General features: G+C 63.4%; 20 protein-coding genes. 4 read left to right on the top strand and 16 right to left on the bottom strand.

Features of this window, described 5'->3' with window-relative positions:
• Positions 1 to 192: 192 nt before the first annotated feature.
• The 6 genes from AC1Q6C_RS11095 to glf form a co-directional block, all read right to left on the bottom strand.
• Positions 193 to 1,203, bottom strand: a complete 1,011-nt coding sequence (locus tag AC1Q6C_RS11095; protein ID WP_007731818.1) for an alpha/beta hydrolase — start codon at positions 1,201 to 1,203, stop codon at positions 193 to 195.
• Between the two features lie 331 nt (positions 1,204 to 1,534).
• The gene (locus AC1Q6C_RS11090; RefSeq protein WP_042921227.1) at positions 1,535 to 3,454 is read right to left on the bottom strand and encodes an arabinofuranosyltransferase AftB family protein; all 1,920 of its coding nucleotides are present in this window, start codon (positions 3,452 to 3,454) and stop codon (positions 1,535 to 1,537) included.
• Positions 3,432 to 4,337, bottom strand: a complete 906-nt coding sequence (locus AC1Q6C_RS11085; RefSeq protein WP_003943808.1) for a decaprenyl-phosphate phosphoribosyltransferase — start codon at positions 4,335 to 4,337, stop codon at positions 3,432 to 3,434. Before AC1Q6C_RS11085 ends, AC1Q6C_RS11090 begins: the two co-directional genes overlap by 23 nt.
• Complete coding sequence (locus AC1Q6C_RS11080; protein ID WP_003943893.1) at positions 4,334 to 4,867, bottom strand: phosphatase PAP2 family protein; 534 nt, start codon at positions 4,865 to 4,867, stop codon at positions 4,334 to 4,336. Before AC1Q6C_RS11080 ends, AC1Q6C_RS11085 begins: the two co-directional genes overlap by 4 nt.
• Positions 4,848 to 6,761, bottom strand: coding sequence for a glycosyltransferase (locus AC1Q6C_RS11075; protein ID WP_007731821.1), 1,914 nt, complete (start codon positions 6,759 to 6,761; stop codon positions 4,848 to 4,850). Before AC1Q6C_RS11075 ends, AC1Q6C_RS11080 begins: the two co-directional genes overlap by 20 nt.
• Positions 6,758 to 7,972, bottom strand: coding sequence for a UDP-galactopyranose mutase (gene glf / locus AC1Q6C_RS11070; RefSeq protein ID WP_007731822.1), 1,215 nt, complete (start codon positions 7,970 to 7,972; stop codon positions 6,758 to 6,760). The genes AC1Q6C_RS11075 and glf overlap by 4 nt, the downstream gene beginning before the upstream one ends.
• A gap of 205 nt (positions 7,973 to 8,177) precedes the next feature.
• Between glf and AC1Q6C_RS11065 the strand changes: the two genes are divergently transcribed.
• Positions 8,178 to 9,098: a VOC family protein gene (locus AC1Q6C_RS11065; protein WP_051649533.1), complete on the top strand. Its 921-nt coding sequence runs from the start codon at positions 8,178 to 8,180 to the stop codon at positions 9,096 to 9,098.
• Here the strand turns inward: AC1Q6C_RS11065 and AC1Q6C_RS11060 are convergent.
• The 5 genes from AC1Q6C_RS11060 to AC1Q6C_RS11040 form a co-directional block, all read right to left on the bottom strand.
• Positions 9,064 to 9,534, bottom strand: a complete 471-nt coding sequence (locus AC1Q6C_RS11060) for a MarR family winged helix-turn-helix transcriptional regulator (RefSeq protein WP_054188657.1) — start codon at positions 9,532 to 9,534, stop codon at positions 9,064 to 9,066. The genes AC1Q6C_RS11065 and AC1Q6C_RS11060 overlap by 35 nt on opposite strands.
• A gap of 9 nt (positions 9,535 to 9,543) precedes the next feature.
• Positions 9,544 to 10,467, bottom strand: a complete 924-nt coding sequence (locus AC1Q6C_RS11055) for an MBL fold metallo-hydrolase (RefSeq protein WP_231782824.1) — start codon at positions 10,465 to 10,467, stop codon at positions 9,544 to 9,546.
• 110 nt (positions 10,468 to 10,577) lie between these two features.
• Complete coding sequence (locus AC1Q6C_RS11050) at positions 10,578 to 11,729, bottom strand: acyl-CoA dehydrogenase family protein (RefSeq protein WP_007731824.1); 1,152 nt, start codon at positions 11,727 to 11,729, stop codon at positions 10,578 to 10,580.
• A 2-nt stretch (positions 11,730 to 11,731) separates the two neighbouring features.
• Positions 11,732 to 12,913 (bottom strand): thiolase family protein, encoded by a 1,182-nt coding sequence (locus AC1Q6C_RS11045; RefSeq protein WP_007731825.1) that lies wholly within the window; start codon positions 12,911 to 12,913, stop codon positions 11,732 to 11,734.
• Positions 12,914 to 13,003: 90 nt separating this feature from the next.
• Entirely contained in the window at positions 13,004 to 14,413 is a 1,410-nt protein-coding gene (locus AC1Q6C_RS11040) for an amino acid permease (RefSeq protein WP_042447605.1), read from the bottom strand.
• Positions 14,414 to 14,584: 171 nt separating this feature from the next.
• Between AC1Q6C_RS11040 and AC1Q6C_RS11035 the strand changes: the two genes are divergently transcribed.
• Positions 14,585 to 16,078, top strand: coding sequence for a PucR family transcriptional regulator (locus AC1Q6C_RS11035; RefSeq protein ID WP_230359374.1), 1,494 nt, complete (start codon positions 14,585 to 14,587; stop codon positions 16,076 to 16,078).
• A gap of 102 nt (positions 16,079 to 16,180) precedes the next feature.
• Here AC1Q6C_RS11035 and AC1Q6C_RS11030 read toward each other — a convergent pair whose 3' ends face one another.
• Complete coding sequence (locus AC1Q6C_RS11030; RefSeq protein WP_030535824.1) at positions 16,181 to 17,743, bottom strand: SpoIID/LytB domain-containing protein; 1,563 nt, start codon at positions 17,741 to 17,743, stop codon at positions 16,181 to 16,183.
• A 331-nt stretch (positions 17,744 to 18,074) separates the two neighbouring features.
• Between AC1Q6C_RS11030 and AC1Q6C_RS11025 the strand changes: the two genes are divergently transcribed.
• Positions 18,075 to 20,048 carry an N-acetylmuramoyl-L-alanine amidase gene (locus AC1Q6C_RS11025; protein ID WP_030535825.1) on the top strand — a complete coding sequence of 658 codons (1,974 nt, stop codon included), beginning with the start codon at positions 18,075 to 18,077 and terminating at the stop codon, positions 20,046 to 20,048.
• Positions 20,049 to 20,085: 37 nt separating this feature from the next.
• On the opposite strand, the gene AC1Q6C_RS11020 is transcribed toward AC1Q6C_RS11025, so the two are convergent.
• From AC1Q6C_RS11020 to AC1Q6C_RS11010, 3 genes are read right to left on the bottom strand one after another with little or no spacing between them, the layout of a single operon-like run.
• On the bottom strand, positions 20,086 to 20,907 hold the full coding sequence (locus AC1Q6C_RS11020) for a Cof-type HAD-IIB family hydrolase (RefSeq protein WP_037131235.1): 822 nt from the start codon (positions 20,905 to 20,907) through the stop codon (positions 20,086 to 20,088).
• A 53-nt stretch (positions 20,908 to 20,960) separates the two neighbouring features.
• Positions 20,961 to 21,695 (bottom strand): lysophospholipid acyltransferase family protein, encoded by a 735-nt coding sequence (locus tag AC1Q6C_RS11015; protein ID WP_492666619.1) that lies wholly within the window; start codon positions 21,693 to 21,695, stop codon positions 20,961 to 20,963.
• A 3-nt stretch (positions 21,696 to 21,698) separates the two neighbouring features.
• Complete coding sequence (locus AC1Q6C_RS11010; protein WP_042921233.1) at positions 21,699 to 22,454, bottom strand: lysophospholipid acyltransferase family protein; 756 nt, start codon at positions 22,452 to 22,454, stop codon at positions 21,699 to 21,701.
• 93 nt (positions 22,455 to 22,547) lie between these two features.
• Between AC1Q6C_RS11010 and AC1Q6C_RS11005 the strand changes: the two genes are divergently transcribed.
• Complete coding sequence (locus AC1Q6C_RS11005) at positions 22,548 to 23,387, top strand: hypothetical protein (protein WP_042921235.1); 840 nt, start codon at positions 22,548 to 22,550, stop codon at positions 23,385 to 23,387.
• 10 nt (positions 23,388 to 23,397) lie between these two features.
• Here the strand turns inward: AC1Q6C_RS11005 and AC1Q6C_RS11000 are convergent.
• The coding region (locus tag AC1Q6C_RS11000) for an Ig-like domain repeat protein (protein ID WP_492666618.1) at positions 23,398 to 24,919 on the bottom strand (1,522 nt) is incomplete at its 5' end.

Below are 24,919 nucleotides of genomic sequence, written 5' to 3'. Positions count from 1 at the left end.
CAGACCCCCGTTGAAACTATTTCTACACGCAAACGATCCCCGCTTGGGGTAGCCGCGCTGTTACTGGTGGTGCAATTGTTACTGACATCGGGCGCTTGTGCAGCACCTGAATACACAAGTGCCGTCCCGGTTCTCCTTCGAGGAGTCCGGAACGGCACTGGTGAAGTGACTAGGTCACGGGATCGCGCACGATCACCAAGCGTTCATGGTGTCGAGGATCTGGCCGCGAGCCTTCCACAGCTCTGCCGACCAGTACGGCCACGAGTGCGTGCCGTTGGACGGGAAGCTGTAGGTGGCCGGGATACCCAGCGAGTTCATGCGGATCTGGAATGCACGAGTGTTGACCAGGGCGAGAGCCTCGAGGCCCATGCCGTTAGCCGTGTTGTAGTAGTCGATCGGTGCGCGCGGGTGGTCGTATTCACCGGGCAGGCCGCTTGCCGACGAGATGTACATCGACAGGCCCTGCAGACGCGGTGCGAAGACGAACGGGTCGTTGCGCAGCCAGGACGGGCTCCACGGCGGTCCCCACATGGAGTCGACGTTGAAGCGACCGGCATCGAGCATTGCGACGCGGATTGCCTCGCGCATGCCCGGAGCCGAGATGTTCAGGTAGCCCGACAGCGAGCCGGCGAACTTGAACTGGTCACGGTGGTAAGCAGCCAGCGTCAGAGCAGCGCTGCCACCCATCGAGAGGCCGAGGACCGCGTTGTTGGTGGGCGAGACGCCGTAGTTCGCGAGGAAGTTGGGCAGTTCTTCGGTGAGGAAGGTTTCCCACTTGTACGTGATCTGCTGGCCGTTGAAGTTCGACGGTGCATACCAGTCGCTGTAGAAGCTGGACTCGCCGCCGACGGGCATCACGAGGGTGATGTTGTCGTTGCGGTACTGGTCCATCGCATTGGTCTCGAAGCTCCACGCGTTGGCGTCGTTACGCGCACGCAGGCCGTCGAGGAGGTAAAGGGCAGCGTTTCCGCCGCGAGCGGCCCACTGGACCTGGACCTTGATGTTGCCCATCGAGGAGGGCACCCACAGCTCGTCGTATCCGCCGGAGGGGGCGGTGTGGCTGGGAGCAGTGTGCGCAGGCGCAGCAGAGGCGACAGCACTACCGGCAACTCCTGCAGCAAGGGGGAGCACAAGTGCTGCGGCACCGATGGCCAACGCTCGGTGCTTGAGGCGCTGGGTCAGCCTCTTTCTGGCAAAACGCATGGATACTGCTCTCTCTCTTCGTCTGCGGAACCCACTCGGTGGAGTGGTTCCGGCGGATTCCGTCGGGGAACAGGCTTTTCTGCCAGCCCGAACGAGTTCGGGTCGGCAGCGGACCTCTTCCAAGTCACACTGCGCTCGCTGGACTTTATGTCACAGGTTCAGCTGTGACAAATAGGTGGACCGTTACGTCCCAATCCGCGAGCAACACCGTCATCACCCCTCGGGGGTGATTCAGGTTAGGTGAATCGTCTTCGAGTACATCGTGGCCAATCAATTCGGTGTTACTGAATCGACATATTCAAACCCTCAACAGTCGGTGATGCTGATCACATCACCTGGGTGACTCCGGTGGAACGAGACCGCAGCGTTCCAATTCGTAGGCCGGAACCCGGTCGAATCGGTACTTCGCGAAGTCGAATGCCTGCTGGAAGTTCTGTTTGAATCTGGCCCAGGTCAGCTCGGAGCGGTACGACGTGAGTAGCTCCTGAGTTTCCGGGCAGGTGATGGCCAGCTTTGCGTCCGCAACCCAGTCTTCGTCGAGGAAGAACGGCAGCCACGGTCGAACGTCGATCATTCCCGTGTCCGCGACCACCCAGTCCGGATAGAGATTCTTGTCGTGCCCGATCCGGCCGTCCTCGAGTCGCTCGGTGTGAGCTGCCAGGGGGTACGCCAGCCCCATCTGATCGAGCACCCGAACGTCGAGGCCGACGTTCATGCTCGTCATTCCGAGGTTGAGGAAGAAGACGACGTGCTCGGCCGGCTCTTCGATCGGTCCGGGTGGTGGGACGACGAACCAGGAGTCGTAGCTCGCGGACGGCAGCAGCAGCCCACCCTCCGGAGTCCGCGCGATGGTCTCGACCATGGCACGCATTCGCGGATAGTCAAGGTAGTCCTCGGCCAGGATCGGATGCTTGTGACCGGTGTTGAGTGCGTAGAACGCTCGCTCGTCGACGATTCCCGAGCGACCCACCACGGATCCTTCGGGCATACCCGTCGTGTTCGCGGCGAAGAAGGCCCAGATGATCGTGCCGATCCACAGCACCGCCGAGACTCCGAAGATCGCGGTGTCGCGATTACTTCCGAACGCTGCCCGCGCCGGCACCCGCAACGGAATGACCGCCACCGGGATGAGCAGGCAGAACAGCACCGGCAACAGGACGCGGCCGTGCATGAAGTCGCCGCCGACGCGCAGAGAGTAGATCCCGAGGATCAGCCCACTGCCGAGAATGAAGGTGACAATCGCCCGCGGCGTGCGCAGAAACTGCTGAAAGCGCTGCCACAGCGGGCGTGCGGGTTGATCTGCGGTAGCGGTAGGTGTGTCCGCTCGGCTTCGCCACACGAGCAGCAGCGCACCGATGAGCAGGAACAGCAACGGCAACCAGAGCAGGTACGGCCCGACCAGGTTCCACAGGTACGCAAAACCCTGCGCCCACTTCGCGCCACCGGCGTCCTTCGACACCGCGGTGTTCGGGTACGGCAAGGCGTAATAGCCCATTCGCCAGATCTGATAGCCCACCGGGACAAGTCCGGCGACGACGACGATCAGTGTGCGAATCTTCCAGGTCAGGCCTGCGGAGAGAACGATCATCATCAACGCGGCAGCACCGGGAATCGCCATCTCGGGTCGAACCAGTGGTCCGAGTCCGGCCACGAACGAGAGAGTCAGGATCGACGCCGTGGACGGCGTCGACGCCTGCGCCCACCGAACGAGCAGTACCCACAGGAGCGCGATCCAGAAGATCACCAAGCATGTCTCGAGCCCGGAAGTGGCGAAATCTCGCGCAGGCGGAACCGCGATGTAGACGAGAACACCTGCCGGTACCAGCAGGATCGTTCCGCCCGCCGACGGCCGAACGCCGCGGTACAGACGACCGGTGCCGAGCATCGCCAACACGACGGCAGCAGTCGAGAGTACGAGCGCGATCGTCAGAACAACGTATTCGAGACGGATCTGCGTGAGCCAACTGAACGCGTAGACGATGTACGTCCACGCGGTACTCGTGTTCGCCTCGACACGCTCACCCGCGTTGAAGACCGGGCCGTTCCCCGCGAGCAGGTTGCGGACGGTTCGCAAGACGATGAGTCCGTCGTCGGCGATCCAGCGACGCTCCCACGCACCCCAGAACATGAGGGCAGCAGCAAGCACCACCCCGCCGAGAAAAACTCCTCGACTGAGGGTGGTGCGATTCGCCGCAGTGTCGACGTGCGGGTCGGCCTCGGTGCGTGGCTCAGACGAGGTAGACAGCGACACCCACTACTCCGATCCACGCAATCGCGAGGAGTTGCAGCACCCGGTCACCGAGCGCGATCTCCTCAGGCTCTCCGGCTTCGCCGCCGTCGACGTCCACCGCGTATCGCAGCACCGCGATGGTGAACGGCACCATCGAGATGGCGTACCAGTTGGTGCCCTTGATGGCGTCCTGTTGGAACGCCCACAGTCCGTAGCAGAGGACCAGCGTCGTCGCTGCCATCGTCCACACGAAACGCAGGTACGTCATCGTGTAGCTCTCGAGGGACTTACGGATCTTGGCGCCGGTCTTCTCGGCCAACTGCAGTTCGGCGTAGCGCTTGCCTGCCGCCATGAAGAGTGAGCCGAACGCCATCATCAGCAGGAACCACTGCGAGAGATCGATCTCGGCGGCAACGCCACCGGCGATCGCTCGAAGCAGGAAGCCGGACGAGACGATGCAGATGTCGATGACGGCCTGATGCTTGAGACCGAAGCAGTAGGCGAGCTGGATGACGATGTACACGCCCATGACCACGGCGAGTTGCCAGTTGGCCAGGAAGGACAGCCCGATCGCACCGGCAAGCAGCACGACTGCCATGCCGTAGGCGATGTTGACGGGTAGAACGCCGGCCGCGATGGGACGGAATCGCTTCGTGGGGTGAGCACGGTCGGCTTCGACATCCATCGCGTCGTTGACGAGATAGATGCCTGATGCCGCCATACAGAACACGACGAACGCCAGCGCGACGGGCAACAGCACGTCGGCTTCGGTGGCGGTTCCGGCCGCGATGGGCGCTGCCAGCACAAGGACGTTCTTGACCCACTGACGTGGGCGAAGCGCCTTGACGATGCCGGCGGGCAGGGACTTCGGGGGTCCGCTGACCGTAGCCGGTTCCTCGCTCATTTATCTCCACATTTCTGTTCGGCTCTGGCTTCTTCGACCCGGCGAACTACCGCCGCGGATGCGGCTCCCAGTGCCGCTCCGGCGAGTACGTCGGTCGGGTAGTGAACTCCCAGGACCAGACGCGAGAGCATCATCGGGGGCACCAGCAACGCCGGTAAGGGTAGCCCGGTGAGCCGACCGATCAGCACAGCCGCCGCCGTCGTCGACGTCGCGTGTGATGACGGGAAGCTGAGCTTGCTCGGTGTCGAGACGTTGACCTGCACCGAAGGATCGGAAGGTCGCTTGCGCCTGACCACTCGTTTGATCACCACGGAGGCGGCGTGTGCACCGAATGCTCCGACGGCTGCTCCGGCCCATTCCCGTCGACGCGGCTTGTCCACAGCAGCTCCGACGGCAGCGATCGCGATCCACCCGAGGGAGTGCTCACCGAAGTGAGACATACCGCGGGCGACCTTGACGGCTCCCGGCAGCTGCCCGACGGTCGACTGAATCCCGGCCAGAATCTGTACTTCAGGAGATGCCGAAGACACGTTCCCACCTTTCCGTGCTGGTCAGTGAAGGAACGGCGTCCTGGTACTGCTTCTTGAGCTCGGGGAAACGGGCGGCGAGTTCGCGGCGCAACCGTGTTGCTTCCTTGAGCAGTTCGAGCGCGAGTTTCGGGTTTCGCTTGCGGTAGACGACGCCGCGACCGTCGGCCGTGGTGACGGTGACGCCGTCGACCTGCGAGAGCAGGAACCAACGGGCGTCGATGGTCGGAACATTGAGCTGAGGGCGCTCGAGGTGTTCCGGCTTGGCCGGCTTCACGTTGTGCACTCCGGCCCTGAGGACCCGGGTGATCTTCGCGACGGTCGACAGCGGCAGGCTCACGTCTCCGACATCCGCACCGGAGGGCAGCGGCAACGCAGTCGACGACGGCAGTACGACGGCGTCGGAGAATTCCTTGCGCTGGGCGTGGACCTCACCGAGTGCCGTCGGCAGCATGTTCGCGACGTGCTCGGGTCCGGCGAGGAAGTCCGCGATGGCCTTGTTCTGGATCGCGACGGTGGAGTACTCGAGGCACAGCAGGTGCTTGAGCGTTGCCTTCACCGTGTTGACCACGAGGCCACGGCCGTTGCCCGGCATGTGGAGCGCGGCCACCACCAGACGGTTACGGAGGTGGAAGTACGCCTGCCAGTCGATGGCGTCGTCCTTGTCGCTCCACGCCATGTGCCAGATCGCGGCACCGGGCAGAGTGACGGTCGGGTATCCGGCTTTCTTTGCGCGCAAACCGTATTCGCAGTCGTCCCACTTGATGAAAAGCGGTAGCGGCTGCTTGATTTCTTCGGCGACCTGGCGCGGGATCATGCACATCCACCAGCCGTTGAAGTCGACGTCGATGCGGCGGTGCAGGAGTTTCGATTCGCGCAGCGGCTTCTTCGAGAAATCGTGGTCGTATTCGACGTTCGGTGCCGCGGTCCACATGAAGATGCCGCGGTCGACCACTTCACCCATCACGTGGAGGTGGCTTCGTTCCTGCAGGTTGAGCATCTGCCCACCCACCAGCATCGGCGACTTCGCGAAGCGCGAGAATGAAAGCGCACGCAGAATCGAGTCCGGTTCGATCTCGATGTCGTCGTCCATGAACAGGATGTGCTGGCACTGCGTCGTCTTGAGTGCCTCGTACATGATTCGGCTGTATCCGCCCGAGCCGCCGAGGTTGCCCTGATCGTGAATGGCGAGCCGATCACCGAGCGCTGCAGCAGCTTCGGCGAATCCGGGTTCGTCACGCACCTTGCGGGTGCCCTGATCCGGCATGATGACGGCCTTGATCACGTCCGACACCAGCGGATCCGAAGCCAGTGCAGCAAGCGCCTTGACCGCGTCGGTCGGACGGTTGAACGTCGGAATACCAACGGCGACAGTCGCTTCGCCGGGAGCCTCGACGGGCGCGTACCAGCCGCCGCTCTCGACGACCACTGCCGTATCGGTGGTGATGTCGAACCAGATCCAGCCACCGTCCTCGAACGGCGCCAGTTCCACCTCGAACTCGACCGCGGCATCGCCGTCGGCAAATTCCTTGCCTTCCACGTGAATTCGCGAGGAATCCGCCTTGGAACGGTAGATGTCGACGCGGCCGTGGCCGGACAGCTCGAGACGAAGGACCACCGATTTCAGGATGGACCATCGACGCCAGTAGCTGGCAGGGAACGCGTTGAAGTACGTGGCGAACGAGACCTCGGTCTCGGCGCCGAGCGCTACCGACGTGCGCGAGGTCGAGTGCGCCCGCCGACTGTTGGACCAGGACTCTTCCAAGTACAACGTGCGGACGTCGAGCGGCTCACCGGCGCGGGGCAGGATGATCCGCTGAAGCAGGGACTTGCCGAGGTAGGTCACCTCGTCGCCGCTGACGGCATCTTCGCCTTCGAGTAGATGACGTGCGTTCATTCGCTCTCCCCTGCCAATTCCGCACCCGTTTCGAGATGCGGGCGCAGGGTGTTCTCGAACATCGTCAGCGCGCTGGCGATCGCCATGTGCATGTCCAGGTACTGGTAGGTGCCGAGACGCCCACCGAAGAGGACCTTGTTCTCCGCGGTCTCCTTCTTGGCGCGTGAGCGGTACGCGGAGAGCTTCTCGCGATCCTCTGGAGTGTTGATCGGGTAGTACGGCTCGTCCTTCGCCTCCGCGGCACGTGAGAACTCACGCATGATGACGGTCTTGTCGGTCGGGTACTCGCGCTCCGGATGGAAGTGACGGAACTCGTGGATACGGGTGAACGGCACGTCGGCGTCGTTGTAGTTCATGACCGGGGTGCCCTGGAAGTCTCCGGTGGGCAGAACCTCGGTCTCGAAATCGAGGGTGCGCCATCCCAGTGCACCTTCGGAGTAGTCGAAGTAGCGGTCGAGCGGGCCCGTGTAGATGACAGGGGCGTCGGGGCTGGCGGTGCGCAGTTCGTCGCGGACGTCGAAGTAATCGGTGTCGAGGCGGACCTCGATCTTCGGATCCTTCGCCATGTTCTCGAGCCACGCCGTGTAGCCGTCGACGGGCAGGCCCTCGTACGTGTCGTTGAAGTAGCGGTTGTCGAAGTTGTAGCGGACCGGCAGGCGGCTGATGTTCGCGGCGGGCAACTCGGTGGGGTCGGTCTGCCACTGCTTAGCTGTGTAGTCACGCACGAACGCTTCGTAGAGCGGGCGCCCGATCAGGGAGATCGCCTTCTCTTCGAGGTTGGAGGCGTCCTTCGAATCGATCTCGCTGGACTGTTCGGCGATGAGGGCGCGTGCTTCTTCGGGAGTGAAGTACCGACCGAAGAACTGCGACACGAGACCGAGTCCCATCGGGAACTGATACGCCTGCCCCTTGTGCAGCGCAAAGACGCGGTGCTGGTAGTTCGTGAACTCCGTGAACTGGGTGACGTAGTCCCAGACCTTCTTGTTGGAGGTGTGGAACAGGTGGGCACCGTACTTGTGGACCTCGATGCCGGTCTCCGGCTCTGCCTCCGAGTATGCGTTTCCCCCCAGGTGGTGACGGCGATCCAGCACCAGCACGCGCTTACCCAGCTGGGTAGCGGCACGCTCGGCGATGGTCAGCCCGAAGAATCCCGAACCGACGACGATCAGGTCGTACTGGGCACGGGCGGTCTCTGAATTTGCAGCGGTCACGATGAACCAGGGTATCGGACCTGTTCGGAAGCCGAGGGTTGGATGCGTCACCAGGGACTATGGCCCCCGTTTCCTGATTTCAGCATCACTGGCGGCTGCCACTCACAAATTGCTTGGCAAAACCAACGATTGTCTTGCCAATCATTGGTCACACTGCTTATATTTTGGGAACAGCAACCATCAAGTGCATTCGAGGGAGATCATCGTGATCCAGGAACTGTCGTATATCGGAGTCGCGTCACCCAGGGCTCAGGACTGGAGAAAGTACGGAACCGGACTTCTGGGCGCGAAACTGTCACCAGACGGGCCGGATGGCGCAATCCGGCTCGCAGTAGACGACGTCAACTATCGAATTGCCGTCCACCCCGGCAAGGTAGACGAATTCCTGTACGCCGGTTGGGCAATGGCCAATGAATCCGATCTTCACTCGTTTGCCGCGCACCTCGACCGGAGCGGCATCATGCTGCACGACGGCAATCCCGACCTGCTCGCCGAGCGGCAAGTCGCCGAACTCGTGTGGTTCACCGACCCATGGGGAACTCGACACGAGATTTCGTGGGGAAAGGCATCGACGCCACTGTCGTTCACACCGGGTCGTGTCATGCGCGGCGGATTCGTGACCGGAGATCAAGGCCTGGGCCACATCGTTTTACAGGTACCGAATATCGAGGAAGCCAACAAGTTTTACGTGGATGTGCTGGGTTTCCGACTATCGGACCGGATCACCAACGACCAATTCACCGTGCGCTTCTATCACGTCAACGGGCGTCATCATTCACTTGCGCTGGCCGAATATCCCGGCCACGTCGGCTTCAACCACCTCATGCTCGAAGTCGAATGCATGGACGATCTCGGACGCCTGATCGATCTTCTCGACAGCCACGACACCGAGGTCATGCAAACGCTGGGGCGCCACACCAATGACCTGATGACGTCGATCTACATCGGCAGCCCGTCCGGTCTGCAGATCGAGTACGGGTTCGGTGGTCTCACCGTCGACGATCTGAGTTGGGTGGCAAGAACTTACAACCAACCGAGTTACTGGGGCCACAAGCGTCCAGCCGAGACGAGCAAAAGAGTACCCGGAATCATCAGGCCTCTGACGGCCGCGCCGTCGGCCCCGTGAGCTTGGCGGATACGACCGTCAATGTCTCACGTTCCCGATCGGTCAACGACTCGAAGACCTCTTGCTCGACGGCGTCGAGGGCCGCATCACCCTCGATCAACTTCGCTACTCCGGAGTCCGTGATCGAAACGACCTGCCTACGCCGATCAGATTGATCACGTTCGCGCACAACGTATCCCGACTCCTGCAGACTGTCGAGATAGGCAACGATGTCACCGGGGTCGACCACCACTCGGGAAGCAAGCTCCTTTTGATGGCATGGGCCGAGTTCATCGAGTGTGCTGAGAATGGCGTGATGATTGGGCAGCAGTCCGACGCGAGACAAAGCCTCCGCGTACGACTGCCTCACGCGGAGTGCGGCTTTGACCAAGCCGTATCCGATCCGACTCGAAAGCGGCCTGCCGGAGAGCGATGGCGTCGATTCGGTCGCAGGCATTGGCCCATTCTATGCAGGCCTCGCAACATATATCGAAGGTGCCATCGGGCGATCGTCCTCGTTCAACCGAACCGTGATCGGTTCGTCGACCGGAAAGTGTGCGGGAAGTAGAAGCAGTCCCTCCGACGCGCAGCGTTCGAGAAGTTCGCGGCGGGTGACCCTGGCGATCTCGGGATCCGCGTCGCCGCCCTGGCTGAGGTCCGGGTACAGAAACTGGATCGGATGGTGGATCACGTCGCCGGCGATGACGGCGCCGCCGTCGGCAGTGCGGATCTCGATCACGATGTGACCCGGCGTGTGGCCGGGCGCGCTGCGAACGACGACGCGTGTGCCTTCGGACTCGGCCAGGACGTGGCCGTCGTCGACCGCCTCCCACTTCGCCCCGTCCAGAACGGGACGGACGCTGTCCTCGAAGGTCTGCGCCAGATCCGAGACCACTCCTTCGTGTGGACCGTCGGCGGCGAGTTGTTGGAGCGCGGCCAGTTCGGTGCGATCGAAAATGTAGGTCGCGCGGGGGAAGGTAGGCCGCCAGGTTTCGGCGTCGAGGGCGGTGTTCCAGCCACAGTGGTCAGGGTGCAGATGTGTGCTGACCACCAGATCGACGTCGTCGACGGACACACCGGTGGCTGCGAAGCGTGAGAGGTAGTCGGTACCGAACATGTGATGCGGCAAGAGGTTCGGCCGGTGCTTGCTGTTGCCGTTACCGGTGTCGACGACGACGGCCTTGCCGCCGATCTCCACCAGGTAGGTGTGGATGGCAAGCACGAGGTCACCACTACCCTCGTCGAAGAACTCCGGTGCCAGCCGCGCCGACGCTTCACTGATCTCGGCCTCACTCGCCTGGGGAAAGAGCTCTCGCGGCGGAAACGGCCAGTGCGCCAGCTCTGTCAGTTGGGTGACGCGTGCCGACCCGACGTCGATGGTGAAGCTCATCAGTGTTTGCCTTCCGAACAGCTCGATACCGCTTGTGGGCACACACAAAGGCACCCACCGAAATGCTCGGTGGGTGCCTGGTCGGTGTCAATGGTTTTCGACGCCGGTGATCAAAGACTCTTCGCGATGATGCCCTTCATCACTTCGTTGGCGCCGGCGTAGATCTTCTGGACGCGGGAGTCCTCGTACATGCGCGCGATCGGGTATTCACGCATGTAGCCGTATCCGCCGTAGAGCTGCACGCACCGGTCGACGACGGCGCATTGCTGCTCGGTGAGCCAGTACTTGACCATCGCGGCGTCTGCGCCGTCCAGCTCGCCGTTGAGGTGATCCTCGATGCAGTTGTCGAGGAAGACACGGCAGGTGCGTGCGATCGTCTGGCACTCGGCCAGCTCGAAGGCGGTGTTCTGGAACTCGAAGAGGCTGTGCCCGAACGCTTGACGCGCCTTGGTGTATGCGACGGTCTCCTCGACTGCACGCTCGATGGTGCCGATGGCCTGCGCGCCGATGATGAGGCGTTCCTGCACCAGCTGCGCCATCAACTGACCGAAGCCGAGCCCCTCGGACTCACCGAGGAGGTTCGAGACGGGAACGCGAACGTCGGTGAAGGACAGCTCCGACGTATCGGCGCCATGCTGACCGACCTTGTCGAGCACGCGGCCGACCGCAAAGCCTTCGCAGTCACGAAGATCCACGATCAGGAGCGAGACACCCTTGGCGCCCGCCTTGGGGTCGGTCTTGACGGCAAGCACGATCATGTCTGCGCTGCCACCATTGGTGATGAAGGTCTTCGACCCGTTCACTACGTAGTGGTCACCGTCACGGATCGCGGAGGTGGTGATTGCCTTGAGGTCGGAACCTGTTCCGGGCTCGGTCATTCCGATGGCGCCGAGGATTTCGCCCGTCGCCATACCTGGCAGCCAGGCCTTCTTCTGCTCTTCGCTTCCGTATTCGAGCACGTAGTGGGCGACGATGCCACTGTGCACGGAGTTACCGAGCGCATAGTCACCGCAGTAGCCCTGCGCCTCGAAGACAGCGAGATCATGCGCGAAAGTTCCACCGCCCCCGCCGTATTCCTCGGGAATCGAGCAGCACAGCAGGCCGAGCTTGCCGGCTTCGAGCCACACGGACCGGTCGACGCGATGCTGAGCGTCCCACTGCTCACGCTTGGCGATCAGTTCACGATCGAAGAAACCACGGGCCAGTTCGGCTACTGCGGTGATCTCGTCGTCGTGCCACGACGGCTTGCGCTTGGTCGCCATGATCAGACCCGCTTCAGCAGGGCAGCGAGTGCCTGACCGCCGCCGATGCACATGGTGACGATGCCGAATTCGAGGTCGCGGCGGACCATGTCGCGGGCCGCACGCAGGGTCAGGATGGCTCCGGTGGCGCCGACCGGGTGTCCGAGGGCGATCGCTCCGCCGTACGGGTTGGTCTTCTCCGGATCCAGGCCACTGTCACGGATGACGGCGATGGCCTGCGAAGCGAACGCCTCGTTGACCTCGGCGGTGCCGATGTCGGAAGGCTTCAATCCTGTTTGTGCAAAGAGCTTTTCGAGAGCGAGCACGGGAGCGTAGCCCATCAGGCCGGGCTCCATGGCTGCCGTCGTGACGGTTTCGAGCGTGACCAGTCCGGTGAGACCGCGCTTGGCTGCCTCGGTGCCCGTCGCGAGGACGAGTGCGCCGGCGCCGTCGTTGATGCCCGACGCGTTACCGGCGGTGACGGATCCGCCCTCTTCGAATGCGGGGCGCAGCTTGGCGAGGGTTTCGACGGTGGTTCCGGGCTTGGGATGCTCGTCCTCGGTGACGGTGACGGAGCGCCGACCACCGGTCTCGACGGGAGTGATTTCCTCGGCGAATGCCGCCTTCGCTGCGTCGGTAGCGGCACGGCGCTGAGATTCGACGGCGAACTCGTCCTGCTGCTCGCGACTGACGCCGTACTTACGGGCGACGGCTTCGGCAGTGCGGCCCATGTGGGCCTTGCTGAACGGGTCGGTGAGCATCGCGACGGTGCCGTCGACGAGGCTGCGATCGCCGAGCTTGTAGCCCGAGCGGGCGGCGAAGTCGTAGAAGGGCATGCGAGACATGCTCTCGTCACCGCCGGCGAGCGTGATGGCAGCTGCGCCCCATCGCATCTGCATCGCCGCAGACCACACAGCCTGCAGACCGCTGCCACAGAGGCGGTTGACGGTGTAGGCGGGGACGTTCTCGGGCAGTCCGGCGGCGATGCCGACGCGGCGTGCGTTGTAGGCGTCCGGGCCGACCTGGCCGATGCAGCCCATGACGACCTCGTCGATGTCTTCGGGCGCAACGCCGGCGCGGCTCAGCGCGGCCTTGGCTGCTGCGGCGCCCAGCTCGTGCGCGGGTACGTCCTTGAAGACGCCGCCGAAGCTACCGACGGGGGTCCTGGCCCCGTCGACGATGACGATCGGTTCGGGTGTGGTCATGATTGTCCCCATCTGCTGTGCTCACGTCGATTTCTCTGTCCGTGGCCGATACTAGGACATCGAAGTATCTCGCAGATGGGGACGTTGGTGTCAGGGTGTGGGAGCGCTCTCGGCGACGGGCGCGACCTCGGCGTCGGCGTCGGTGTCTTTGTGGTTCCGGTAGCGGTAGAGCCCGATACCCACGAGGATCGCTGCAAGTCCCAGGGACACGATCATCTGGCTGCGCGTCGAGTCCAGGGTGAGCATGCCGATGCAGAGCGCGATGATGGCGGCGATCGTGGCGTAGGTCAGGTACGGGAAGAACCACATCTTGAGTTCCAGCTCCTGGCCCGAAGCTTCGAGCTTGCGGCGGGTGCGCAGCTGGGACACCGAGATGACCAGCCAGACGAACAGCGCGATCGCACCGGAGGAGTTGACCAGGAACAGGAAGACCTTGTCCGGGGAGAGGTAGTTCATGCCGACGGTCAGGAAGCCGACGATCGTCGAGACCAGGACAGCGCGCATCGGGACGCCGGTCTTCTCGATACGTGAGAGCGACTTGGGGGCGTCGCCGCGGCCGGCGAGGGAGAAGATCATGCGGCTCGCGGTGTAGAGACCGGAGTTGAGGCAGGACAGAACCGACGTGAGGACGACGACGTCCATGATGTTGCCCGCGGCCGGAATGCCGTAGGAGTCCATGACGGCGACGTACGGGCTGAGTGCAACCGACGCGCTGTCCCAGGGAAGCAGAGTGACGACCACCGCGATCGAGCCGATGTAGAAGATGAGAATTCGCCAGACGACGGATTTGACGGCTGCGCGAACAGCTTCGAGCGGGTTGGCCGATTCACCGGCTGCGATCGTGGCGATTTCGGCCCCGAAGAACGAGAACACGACCACAAGGACTGCGGCGAGCATCGCTCCTGTTCCGTTCGGCAGGAAGCCGCCGTGACCGGTCAGGTTTGTCATTCCGGGTGCTTCGACGCCGGGCATCCATCCGCAGATCGCCACGATGCCCATGCCGAGGAACGCGATGATGGCGACGACCTTGATGGAGGCGAACCAGAACTCGAACTCGCCGAACGACTTGACCGAGATGATGTTGGTCAGCGTCAGCACGATCATCAGAATCAATGCCCAGGTCCACTGGGGAACCCCCGGAACCCAGCGATTCATGATGAGGGCACCGGCGGTGGCCTCGATGCCGAGCACGATGATCCAGAACCACGCGTACAGCCAGCCGATCGAGAAGCCCGCCCAGCGGCCGATGGCCTTGTCGGCGTACGAGGAGAACGAGCCGGTTTCCGGCGACGCTGCCGACATCTCACCGAGCATGCGCATCACGAGGATGACGACGACGCCGGCAAGCGCGTAGGAAATCAGGACACCGGGTCCCGTCTCCTGGATCGCCACACCGGAGCCGACGAACAGTCCGGCGCCGATGACGCCTGCGATCGCAATCATCGACAGATGCCGCTTCTTCAGCGTGTGCTGAAGTGCCGGCTGGTCTGTACTGGACATCAGTACTCCTTGTGGGCTGTTCGGAACGTGGATCTCGGTGGCGCTCTATCCGGAGCGCATTTTCGATAGCGCCAGTGTCGGACCTTCGGCAAGCTCGCGTCAGGCTCCACTTTGTACAAACGTGACCGCAGGCACTACAAAGTGGCGAGTTCGAGGTGTCAGACTGGACTCATGCCCATCACGCTCCGCCAGCTTTGTGCGACCGAACAGTTCGGCCTTCGCGTCCTGGCTGGGCACGACCAGCTCGATCGCACCCTGACCTGGGCACATGTCTCCGAACTTCCCGACCCGACGCCCTTCCTCGACGGCGGTGAACTACTACTCATCACCGGGGTGTCACTACCGACGACGGCCGCGGAAACGACCCGATTCGTACGGACCCTGGTGGCGGCCGGAATTGCCGGAATCGGTTTCGGAACCGGCCTCGGATACGAGCAGGCGCCACAGACTCTGGTGGATGCGGCCACCCGTTTCAGTGTGCCCCTTCTCGACGTCCCATTGCGAACACCTTTCATCGCCCTGACCAAAGCGGTGTCGAAGGCGCAATCCGACGACGACATGAAAGCGCTGCGCAGCAATTACCAGAGCCTGCGGCGACTGCTTCAAGCTGCGGTGACGGTCCACGGCACCCGGGCAGTCGTACGACGGGTGGCGGAATTGATCGGCGGATGGGCGGCTCTGCTGGACTCGGCCGGACATACCGTCGAGATCTCACACACCGCCGCGGCCGCCGGAATCGAGCGAACTGCCCCCGAGCGCGACGCCCGCCCGATGGAAGTCAGTTTCCTCACGAGTGAGAACGAGGACGTCATCTCCCATCCGCTGCTGACGTCGAGGGGAAAGCTGATGGGGTACCTCGTCGCCGGCTGCCCCGGCGCCGTCGGTTCACTGAATCAGGGCATCGTCATCGCAGCCGCGTCTCTGCTCACGTTGATGACGGCTCGAACCCGAGACGCACAGCTGACGATGAACCACCTTCGTACCGTTGCGATGCATCAGCTGTTCGAGGGACAGAATGCGCTCGCCCGCAACATCTCCGGGGAACTGTGGGGAGGATTTCCGGTCGAGCCTTTCCAGGTCTTCCACGTAGCGGGCCCGAGTGGCCTGCTCGAGAGCGTGTCCGTCTCACTGCTCGATGGCCTCAGCCGCGATCTGGCGTTCGGCATCACCGACGGTGCACTGATTGCCGTCGTCTCGGCTACCGACAGCGGGCGAATCCTCGCCCGTGTCAACGAAATCGACGTCACCGTCGGCGTGTCGGACATGCTGTGGTGGGACGATCTCTCGCGCGCCAGACGCCAAGCCGCGCAGGCAGCAGCCGAGGCCGGTGCCCGCAACCTGCCTTCGATGCGGTTCGCCGAACTCTCGGAGAGCGGATTGTCCGCATTTCTCGACCAGGATCGCTCGACGGCATTCGCGGCGGCACACTTGCGCCCGCTTCTGGAAGCGAAGGGCGGTAGCGATCTCTACCGGACCTTGGCCATGTGGTTGGCACACAACGGGGTGGGCGACGCCGCAGCCACAGCGCTGAATATTCATCGGCATACGTTGCGCAGCAGACTCGCTCGGATCGAGAGCCTTCTCCAACTCGACCTCGGCTCCCCCACGGAACGTGCGGAGTTGTGGCTCGAGTACCGCCTGCTCGGCGACGCCCCGACCATCTGACCGACAACCAACGAACCCTGAACGACCTGAAGGGCCTCCGCCGGGTTACGGCAGAGACCCTTCAGAGTCGATACGTGCGAGTCGCTACCGACCGACCTTCCCCTAGCTTCCGCCCGTCGGTATCCACTCGCGGAGCACGTTGGCATCAACTACCTGCGCGCCCAAAACCTTTGTCCAGATAATGGTTCCGTTTTCGTAGACACGGAAAGTGCCCGCTTCGGAGGGCAACTGCATCTCCGGGCCGGCAGGAGCACCGAGAGAGCCGCTTTCACCGCCGAGCTCCCGATACTTCTTCTCGATCTGCGTCTCCGTAACCGTACCCGATGGATCGTCGGATGGCGAATTGGATTCCGGCACTGTCGATTCCGAATCCGGTGCCACTACCACACCCGCACCGTCACCGATGGTGAACCAGTCGGATTTCAGGCCGAGTTTCTGGCGGAACTGAATTCCGGTGGCGCCAACAGTTGCATCTGTTCCGACTACCTCGACTGCCGTCACTCGCCCGCCGTCGGTACCGAATCCGTTGCGCGAGAGAATCTTGAGCGATTGCAGCTCACCCACATCGAAGGCGTCCGCAATCTGCCCTGCGGTCAGATTTACTGTCCAGTCATGATTCGGAGAAAGGGCATCACCGAGATCCTCGACGGCCGGGAATTCACCGCCGGAGCTGTAACCTCCTGTGGACGAGGAGAATTCGGTGGCAACAATCTTGCCGTCACGCGACAGAACGGCGCCGGCGGTGGACCGGACGGCTTCGGTGGTGCGGGGATCTTCCTTGCCCGCTCCGCCGTAGACCTGGCAGTCCTGAGTGTCGCAGGTGTCGGCGTACGAGCTGCGATGCTCGGTCGCAGCGTACGAGCGTGCTGCCACGGCTTGCGCCCGTAGCGCTTCGGCCCCACCGGAATCGGCCCATTCGGCCTTCGCTTCGACCGGCACCACGCCGAGCAGGTAGTCCTCCATGTCGAGGAGATTGACTGTCCGAGCCGAGCCGTTGTCGAGCACTACGCCGAGGGCGCCTCGATAGGGCGCGTCGTTGTTGCACAGCTTCAGGAACTGGTCGGCGGGTCGATCAGGACCGAGGTCCACCGGGTCCACCCACGGATGGTCGGTGACCGCTTCCCAGACAACCCCGCCACCACACCCGCTGGTGACCACTACCTGCGCACCGCCACCGGGCAGCGCAGTGAGATGGGCAGCCTCGCCGGGCGCGGTGCGCTGACCGTTGACCACGAGGCCGGCGTCGGAGTAGACGTCGAGCGTCGAGTTGTCCTGGGCCGTGAGCCGCACACTCATCTGGGCAGGCGGCATCGAGTCCAGGACGGTTCCCCCGTAGTAGTGACTGAGGATTCGCTCGCCGGACCAGCCGTCGTTCTTGGCGTAGCCGTAAGCGCCCCACTGGCCCATTCCACGGCCATGTCCGTTGCCGTGCCCGGAGAGCGTGAATTGCGTGTCGGCAGCGACGGCGTGCAGGATCGACGGCTCGTCAGCGCGGATTTGCGTGAAACCTCCGATCGCGACGCCGAGCGCAAGAGCCGGAACGAGACCGAGGACCGAGATCCGCATCAGCGAGGTTCGCCTCCCGGGTCCGCCCACCAGAAAGCGACCTGCGCGACCGGACACAGGCTTCTTACCTGCAGTTCCGCTTCTTCCGCTTCTCGCCATCAATGCTCTCCTCATCGCTACCGGCCTCACGAGTCCGCGAAGTCGGTACTTCGCGCGCAGGCCAGTCCACAACGATTTAACTAAAGTCTCACCCTAAGGTTGAGCGTTATGGACTTTTGTGACTAGTGTGGCAAGAGTGTTTGGAGTTAGCAACACCAGTCACACGAGTCACATCAGCATCACGAGTTGCAGACGTACGCGTCCGAAAACTGGAGTTCAACCCCAGAACATGGCATCCGACCTGCTCGGATCCGGTTTTGAAGGATTCCGTTCACGGCCGTCATCGGCCCTGAAGTTCGCTCGCAAGTAACTACAACCGAGGAGTAATCCCTTGCCACACCGTCGACCGAAGCCCTCGCTCGTACTCGGGGCTGTAGCCGCAGTGGCTGTCGCAAGTCCTTTTGCGGTCTACGGCTTCACGAGCACTACGTCCGATGTACGTTCCGCGAACGAGACGACGTCAGTAGCAGTGCCGACCCAGATCGCAGAGGTGCTCCTCGCGTCGGTGCCCGACATCATCATTCCGGTCAAGGAGCTGACCGGTCTCGATCTCCCCGACATCAACCTCGGTGATCTGAGAAACCTCAAGCTCCCGACCGAAATCCCGCTACCTCCCGGGATCACGCTGCCGACCGAGCTGTTCCCGGCACCCGCTGCTCCCGGCGCCCCGACCGAAACCGCTCCGGTTCCTTCCGAGGAAGAGCCAGGTGCCGTGGTCAAGGAAGTCACCCGCGACACTCCGTTCAGCATGGTCGCGTTGACCTCGGACACCATCGCCTCGGCGCAGTCCAAGGTCCGCGCCCTGGCCGAAGACGGCACCTGGGGCCCGTGGTTCACCCCTGACGCCATCGACTCCGCCAGTTCGGATCAGGCCACCAACTCCGGTACCGCCACCGAACCGGTCTTCGTCGGCGCCACCAAGTCCATCCAGATCCTCACGCCGCAGGGTGCCGCTGCTCCCGCAGCCGAGGTTGTGCCGGCCCCGACTCCGGAAGCTGCCCCCGCGCCCGCTCCGGAAGCTGCCCCCGCTGAAGCACCCGCAGCCACCGGCGAACTCGGGTACACACCCGCTTCGGTGTCCAAGCCGCTTCGCCAGGTGACGACGGCAGCAGATGCCGTCACCGCCGTGTTGATCGACCCGGGTGCCAGCGAGGCAGACAGCAATCTGCAGGCCGTCGCAGCGCCGCTCGGCGGCAGCGGACCGTCCGTCATCACCCGTGCTCAGTGGGGAGCAGACGAGTCACTTCGCTGCGACTCCCCCACCTACGACGACTTCATCGGTGGCGCGACCGTTCACCACACCGCAGGTAGCAACAACTACACGAAGGCCGAATCGGCCGGCATCGTCCGCTCGATCTATGCCTACCACGCACAGACGCTCGGCTGGTGCGACGTCGGATACAACGTCCTCGTCGACAAGTACGGTCAGACCTTCGAAGGCCGCGCAGGCGGACTCGACAAGGCAGTTCAGGGTGCACACGCGGGTGGATTCAACGAGAACACCACCGGTATCGCGATGATGGGCGACTACTCCACCGTCGAGCCTTCGCAGGCGACGCTCAACGCCGTCGGCAAGTTCCTCGGTTGGAAGCTCGGCATGGCCGGACTCGATCCCAAGGGCCGAACGACGATGTACTCCGAGGGCACCGAGTTCACGCCGTACCCGCAGGGCGCAGCAGTCGATCTGCCGATCATCTTCGCCCACCGCGACGTCGGAAACACCGCGTGCCCGGGTGATGCCGCATACGCACACATGAACGACATCCGGAACATCGCGGCCGCGAACATCGGGGGAACGTTGAACCCCTCGAACCCTTCCAATCCGTCGACGCCTGCGCCCAAGCCGACCACTCCGGTCGACACGGTCACCGGTGGCACCGGTTCGTCGATCCCGGATCTGGTCACCCAGATTCTGCAGATCACCGACAATTCACCGCTCGCGCAGAAGTGGATCGCCGAAGGTGGCGAGATCGGACGCCTCGGCCAGGCACTGTCCGGAATTCTGCAGGCGAAGCTCGGCAACCAGGGTGCGCTGTTCCAGAACGGCGCTGTCTACACCTCGCCGAACGGCGGAGTGTTCACCGTGCTCGGCGAGATCTTCAAGTCGTGGCAGAGTTTCGGTTCCGACGCGGGTGAACTGGGATTGCCGATCTCGGACGAGTACTCGATCCCGGACGGCCTGCGCAGTGACTTCGAGAACGGTTCGCTGATCTTCAACCAGATCACCGGCATGGTCACGAAGGTCCTCAAGACCTACAACGAGACCTTTGCCCAGGAAATGGCCAACAGCGCGCCTGTCGGCTGACACTCGAGCAGTACACGTCCTCGGGCGCTGGTGGGTTCTACGACCACCAGCGCTCGAGGACTTTTGCGACCCCGTGTGCCGAATTGGTGTCGGTGACCTCGTCGGCTGCGGCTTTGGCTTCGGGGTGAGCGTTGCCCATGGCAACGCCGAGGCGTGCCATCCCCAGCATCGGGATGTCGTTGGGCATGTCTCCGAAGGCCACCAGACCCGACAGGTCGAAGCCGAACCTCTCCGCGGCAGCAACCAGGCCCGACGCCTTCGTGATGCCCGGCGCCGAGAGTTCGATCAGTCCGTTCTCGGTGGAGTACGTCATGTCGGCGAGCGCACCGACGTGCGGAGCGAGCGTGTCGTACATCGCCGTGCTGGTCATGCCTGGACGGCGAATCAGGAGTTTGACGGCCGGCGCCGCAAGCACTTCGTCCTCGGACATCTCGGTGTTGTCCGGGTTGAGCCAGGCATGTTCGTAGTCCGGTGAGCTGACGAATTGTGGGGTGGCGGCGTCATGTGCGCTCTCCCCTACTCGTTCCGCGGCCAAACCTGCGCCCGGGAGTGCAACCAGTGCCAGCTCGGAGAGTTCGGTGAGTGCGTCGACCGACAAGGTCGCGGCGCTGAGGACGCGGTCGGCGTAGCTGTCGTAGACAACGGCTCCATTGGCGCAGACGGCGAGTGGCGCGTATCCCAAGCCCTCGACGACGGGCGAAATCCATCGCGGAGGACGCCCGGTTGCCAGCAGGAACGGCGTGCCGGATTCGACGACGGCATGCACGGCGGCGCGGGTGCGGGCACTGACCAACTCGTCGTGATCGATGAGGGTGCCGTCGACATCGGTCGCAACCAAGGTTGGGCGGTCAGGGCTGATACGACGGTCTGGGCTCACACCGCCATTGTGCCTGCCCGGTACGACGGTCTCGCTCAGCGCGCCCGCTTCGCGCGTTCCTGTGCGTCCATGGCCGCAGCTTCCTCCGGCGTCGGTGCGCCACCGCCGAGTCGGCGCGGCACCCAGTACGCCCCGGGCTCGTGCACGAACCCGTCCTGCACGTGGCGCAGGATTGCATCCATCTCGATGCGCAGAATCTCGCTCAACGCTTCGGCGGGCTCGACCGGATCGATCGGTGCACCCACCTCCACCGAGATCGGGAAATGATTGCGGCCCAGATTTTTCGGTCCGCCCTTGGTGACGATCCGCTGGGCGCCCCAGACGATCAGCGGAATTATCGGAACGCCGGCGTCGATGGCCATCCGAGCTGCTCCGGATTTCATTTCCTTGATCTCGAAGCTCCGGCTGATCGTCGCCTCCGGGTAGACGCCCACCAGTTCGCCCCGTTTCAGGGCGTCGACTCCGGCTCGATACGCCTGCGCTCCGGCGGAGCGGTCCACTTCGATGACGCCGCATCCACGCATGAGGAAGCCGAGGACCTTGTTGTCCGCCAGCTCAGCCTTGGCCATCACTCTGAGCTTGCGTTTCGCGGTGCCGACCGCCAGGGCCGCCGGTATGAAATCGAGGCAACTCGTGTGGTTGATCGCGATGACGGCACCGCCGGACACCGGGACGTGCTCCGTCCCGGTGCGGGTGACTTTCACGCCCTGGAAACCGCTCAGACCACGCGCGACTACCTCGACAGCGGTGTAAACGGGTTCGAAGGACATCGGTCAGCCTTCGGACTTCCGCGCCTCGCGAGCCTTGGCTTTCGCCTCAGCCTCGTCGGCATCCATCTTGTCGGCCTGCTCGAGCGTCGGCGCGCTGCCACCGAGGCGGGCCGGCACCCAGTACTCGCCGGCGGGATGGTCGTAGCTCTTCTGCAGATCGAGCAGCAACTCCTGCATCGTCGACCGCAGCTTCGCCGTCAGCTCACTCGCCGGCTCGAAAGGTGCAATCGGCTCGCCGACGGCAATGGAGATGGGAGTGTTGGTGCGGCCCAAACGCTTCGGATAACCCTTCGTCCACACGCGCTGAGCGCCCCAGATGACGACGGGAACGATCGGGACGCCCGCCTCGATCGCCATGCGGGCGGCGCCGGACTTGAATTCCTTGATCTCGAAGCTCCGACTGATCGTGGCTTCGGGGTACACGCCCACCAATTCGCCGCGCTTCAGGAAATCTACGGCCGCCTTGTAGGAGTCGGCGCCCGCGCCGCGGTCGACCGGGATGTGCTTGAGGGCCCGCATGATCGGTCCGGAGATCTTGTTGTCGAAGACCTCTTTCTTGGCCATGAACCGGATGTAGCGCTTCGGGGTCCGTGCCGGCAGTCCCGCATACGTGAAGTCCATGTACCCGGTGTGGTTGATCGCGATCACGGCGCCACCGGACGCCGGGATGTTCTGCTCTCCCTTGACGGAGAACTTCAGGCCCTCGAAAGCGAAGACGGTACGGGCGATGCCGATGACTGTTCTGTAAACGGGATCCACAGTTCGCTAGCGTAGACGGGAATCCGTGATCTGACCCGCAGCAGTTCTGGGGTGGATGTTGGTCAGAATGTCGCAAAAGGGGCGTACGAACGAATGAAGTCGGCAGGACGAGCGGCAGTGGGGGCAGTCGCACTCGCCATGACGTTGGCGATAACCGCATGTGAGGACGACGGACGGACGGGAATCCTGACGGACGAACCGTCTCCGCCGACGACTGAAACCACGACGACAACCACTCTCGCACCCACGACCACAATTGCGCCCGCTGCGCCGGTCGCGCCACCTCCGGTTGGTGACGTGCCCGGCAATCCGGCTGCTGCGCCGGCCTTGGCAGCTTGGGCAACGGACCTGGTGTCCTTGGACGTGGACGCGCTCACGAACGCATGCTGGACGATGCCGCCCACAACGATCGCCGACCGATACTCGGATGTTCCCGCCATCTTGACGGCCATCGCCGCACCAGGCGTCGACGGCCAGTACGCGGTCACGTGGAGCGGCGGCGGACTCTCCGTCGCCGCCAAGCGCTCGGAGATCGCTTCCGGCTATGCGTGCCCGTTCGTCTTCCCTGCGGGGCAATCAAACTTCTACACCGCGGCCGACGCTTCCCACGCCGTCGTCAGGTTTCTCTCACGCGCCACGGGACGGCCGGTCAATACCCGCGACGTCGAGACGTTCTATCCACTGATCTGCCCCGGCAACAGCCCGTGGGATCCGGACGGCACCGGCGCAACCGGCCAGCCGCCTCTCAAGCTCGATCCGAATCAGCTGGCCGGTATCAAGTCTTTCGACGCCGACGCTGCAACAGTCACTCCGGTTCGCGGCGACTACGTCCGTGTCACCCTGCCCGTCAGCGACGGAACCGGTAACTCGCGCTCGATGCAGTTCACCCTGTCGATCGGCCCCGAGGGATATTGCCTCGGGGCCGCGACCTGAACTGCTTCGGTCAGGAACCGAAGGGAAGGAAATCGCTCGAGCCAGCGCTGCCTGAACCGAGGCTGCCCGTGCCACCACCGGTTGCAGCCTTGACCTGAATTGCGTGGGCCGTCGAGGTGGAGCCTGTGAATCCGGCTGCGCCACTGTAGATTGCCGAAATCGAATGCGCGCCAGTTGTGGTGAAGGTGTGGTTCAGCGCCGCGATCCCGTTGACCACTGCAACAGCGTCACCGATCGGAGTATCCCCATCCATGAACTGCACCGTTCCACCGTTCTGCACCGAACTGACAGTCGCCGACAGGGTCACCGACTTGTTCACCACGGCATCACCAGGCACCGTCACCACAGTCTCCGTGGTGACATCCGAAGGCGCAGGGTCCGTTACATTCACCGTCCGCGCCTGGGCCGAGGATCCGACTACACCGGCTCCTCCCGAATAGACCGCAGTGATGCTGTGCGCACCCGCAGAGGTAAACGAATGCGTCAGGCCCGCAGCGCCGGCCGTAACCGCTTCAGGACCGCCGATCGCGACGCCACCGTCGTAGAACTGCACGGTTCCGACGCCGACAGCATCATCCGACGACGTTCGGACGGTTGCCCACAAGTCGGTCGCCACACCAGTTTTGGCGTCGGTCGGAATATTCAGTTCGACGACGGATTCCTGGTCGGCAACACTGACCTGAACTGACTTCGCACTCGCAACCGAGTTTTTGAATCCGGCACCAGCGGTGAAATTCGCGGTAATGCTCTGCGCGCCAGCGGCATCGAAGGAATGTGAGAGGGTCGCGGTACCACCGGACACCGTGACTGGTGCACCGATTGCCGTGCCGTTCGACTTGAACTGCACCGAACCCACCGCGTTGTTCGGAGCAACCGTCGCGGTGAGATCAACCGCCGTACCCGTAACCGCCGTCGCGGGAACCGAGAGCGACGTCGTCGTCTCGACATCCACCGGAGCCGGATCAGAGACCGTCACCGTGCGAGCCGACGCCGACGAACTCACAAACCCTGCACCGGCAGTGAAGTCAGCCGTAACACTCTGAGCACCAGCAGTATCGAAGGAATGCGAGAGCGTCGCGGTGCCACCGGACACCGTCACCGGTGCACCGATTGCCGTGCCGTTCGACTTGAACTGCACCGAACCCACCGCATTGTTCGGAGCCACGGTAGCGGTCAGATCAACCGCCGTACCCGTAACCGCCGTCGCGGGAACCGAGAGCGACGTCGTCGTCACCACATCCACCGGAGCCGGATCAGACACCGTCACCGCCTGAGCCGACGCCGAGGAGCTGACGAAGCCTGCACCGGCAGTGAAGTCAGCCGTAACACTTTGTGCACCAGCAGCATCGAACGAATGGCTCAGTGTCGCAACACCCGCGGAGACTGTCACCGGCGAGCCGATCGCCGCACCGTTCGACTTGAACTGCACCGTACCGACAGCGTTGTTCGGAGCAACCGTCGCCGTCAGATCAACCGCAGTACCCGTGACGGCAGTCGCCGGAACCGAGAGTGAGGTCGTGGTCTGGACATCC

This window comes from Rhodococcus sp. MT28, from assembly GCF_058792695.1.
This window is presented reverse-complemented; position numbering and strand designations above follow the sequence as displayed.